This is a genomic window from Streptomyces sp. NPDC054932 (genome assembly GCF_053610205.1).
Genome location: NZ_JBSGXU010000365.1, coordinates 1 through 2,802, shown reverse-complemented (window position 1 = coordinate 2,802; position 2,802 = coordinate 1). Strand labels below are relative to the sequence as shown.

Annotated in this window: 2 protein-coding genes; both read right to left on the bottom strand. The window is 73.5% G+C overall.

All coding sequences use genetic code 11. The features are described 5' to 3' along the window. A partial coding sequence (locus ACWGE1_RS40765) for a condensation domain-containing protein (protein WP_453425523.1) occupies window positions 1–971 on the bottom strand: 971 nt, incomplete at its 3' end. A 77-nt stretch (window positions 972–1,048) separates the two neighbouring features. Then, on the bottom strand, window positions 1,049–2,802 hold a 1,754-nt coding region (locus tag ACWGE1_RS40760; RefSeq protein ID WP_453425522.1), incomplete at its 5' end, for an amino acid adenylation domain-containing protein.

Sequence of the window (2,802 nt, the reverse complement as noted above, 5' to 3'; positions counted from 1 at the left end):
AAGAAGCCGACCAGCGGCTCCAGTTCCGTACGGGTACGACCCGCGACCGCGGTGCCCACGACCACGTCGCTCTGCCCCGACCAGCGGCCCAGCACCGAGGAGAAGGCGCCGAGCAGTCCCATGAAGAGGGTCGCGGACTCCTCCTCGACCAGCCGGGTCAGGCCGGCCACCACCGGCGCCGGGACCTCGATCCGAACGGAGTCGCCCGCGAAGGAGTCCACGGCGGGGCGCGGCCGGTCACCGGGGACCTCCGGGGCGGTGGCCCCGTCGAGCTGTCCGCTCCAGTACGCCAGCTGCTTCTCCAGCCGCTCGCCCGACAGCCAGTCGCGCTGCCAGACCGCGAAGTCCGCGTACTGCACGGGCAGGTCGGGCAGGTCCGCGCTGCGGCCCGACACCGTGGCGGCGTAGATCGCGCCGAGTTCCTCGACGAGGACGCCCAGCGACCAGCCGTCGACCACGATGTGGTGCATGCACAGCACCAGGACCTGCTCGGAGGGGTCGATCGCGACCAGCGAGCCGCGCAGCAGCGGTCCGGTGGCCAGGTCGAAGCCGCGGGCGGTCTCGGCGAGCACCCGCTCGCGCACCGCTTCCTCGCCGCGCCCGGCCGCGTCGGTCACCGGCAGGGTGACCGTGGCGGCGGGCCGCACGATCTGGTGGACGGTGCCGTCCGCGTCCTCCTGGAAGACGGTGCGCAGCACCTCGTGCCGGGCGACGACCTCGCCGAGCGAGCTCTCCAGGGCCGCCACGTCCACCGCTCCGCGCAGCCGGACCAGGCCGACCATGGAGTAGAGCGGGGATCCCTGCTGCATGCGGTCGAAGAAGTGCAGCCGCTCCTGTGCGAAGGACAGCGGGGCGGGGGCCGAGGGGTCGGGCCGCCGCTCGACGGCCGTCACCGTGCGGGCCACGCCCTGACGGTCGAGCAGCTGGTCGAGGAGCTTCTGCTGCTCGGCGGAGAAGGAGTCGAGGGCCATGGGGTCGTACCTCCGGGTCACGTACGAGGTGGGGAAGCGCGCGTGCGCGATGGACTGGGGGGCTCCGGTGCGGCGGGTCAGGCCTGGAGCCGGGCGGCGATCTCGTCCGCCTGCAGTCGGCTGATCTGCAGCACGAGCTCGGCGATCTGGTCGGCGTCGTGGCCGCCGGCCGCGCGGGCCGTGTCGCGGACGACGGCGGCGAGCTGGCGGACGGTGGAGATCCCCACGAAGGAGCGCAGCGAGACCTCGACGCGCAGCATCGTGTTGATCCGGGAGACCACCTGGGTGGCGAGCAGCGAGTGCCCGCCGAGGTCGTAGAAGTTGTCCTGGGCGCCGACCCGGTCGACCTTGAGCACGTCGCGCCAGATCCCGGCGAGCACCTCTTCGAGGGCGTCGGCGGGCGGCTCGTACGTCCGCTCCACGACGAGCCGTTCGCCGGGTGCGGACGCCAGCCGCTCGAGGTCGACCTTGCCGTTGGCGAGCAGCGGGAAGGCATCCAGCCGGACCAGTACGCCGGGGACCATGGCGGCGGGCAGCCGCTCGGCGAGGAAGGCGCGCAGCGGTGCGGCGGCCAGCGGCTCGACGTCCAGGTGTGCCGTGCCGGGGCGTTCGGTGAGGTAGGCGACGAGCTGGGGGGTGCCGTCGGCGTCGGGCACGGCGGTGACCAGGGCCTGGTCCACGGTCGGGTGCTCGACGAGGGCGGTCTCGATCTCGGCGGGCTCGATGCGCTGACCGCGGATCTTGATCTGGTGGTCGAGACGGCCGAGGTACTCCACCGTGCCGTCGGCCCGCCAGCGGACCAGGTCCCCCGTGCGGTACAGCCGGCCACCCGCCGTGAACGGGTCGGGCACGAACCGGTCCGCGGTCAGCCCCGGACGACGGTGATAGCCACGGGCCAGCGGAACACCGCCGATGCACAGCTCCCCGGGCACACCCACGGGCTGCACCCGCAGCGACGCGTCCAGCACGTGCACGCGGGATCCGGGGACCGGGCGGCCGATGGAGGTCCGGCCGGGCGGCACGGGGGCGGTGACCTGGTGGGTGGTGGCGTCGATGGTGGTCTCGGTGGGCCCGTACATGTTGTTCAGCCGGGCGCCGGGGAGCTGGCGCAGGAACTCGGCGGCCAGGTCGGGCGTGAGCTCCTCACCGCCGCACAGCATCAGCCGCAGGTCCGCCGCGCGGGCGGAGAGCCCGCCGTGGTCGAGGAGGGCGCGGAGCATGGACGGCACGACGTCGCAGCAGGTGATCCGGGACCGCTCGCACAGGTCGAGCAGGTAGCCGGGGTCGCGGTGGCCGCCGGGGGCCGCCATCACGATCCGTCCGCCGGTCAGCAGGGGGACGAAGCACTCCCACAGGTGCGGGTCGAAGCCGAGCGGCGACTTGTGCACGATGCGGTCGCCCGGGTGGAAGCCGTACTGGTCGACCATGCCGCGCAGCCGGTTGGTGACGGCGTGGTGGTGCAGCAGGGCACCCTTGGGGCGGCCGGTGGAGCCGGAGGTGTACAGCACGCACAGCGGGTTCTGCGGGTGGAGGGGGACGGCGGGGCGGGTCGCGGGAAGGGCGGCGAGCTCCTCCGCGAGATCCTCGATCCGCACCACGTCCGCGCCCTCGGCACCGGCCAGCACACCATCCGCACCGGCCGAAGTGAGCACCACGGCCGGACGGCCGTCCTCCACCAGATACCGCACCCGCTCCGCCGGATACGACGGATCCAGCGGCAGATACGCCGCCCCCGCCTTCAGCACACCCAACAACACCGGCACCAGATCCGGACCCCGGTCCAGACACACACCGACCAGCGACTCCGCACCCACCCCACGCCCACGCAACC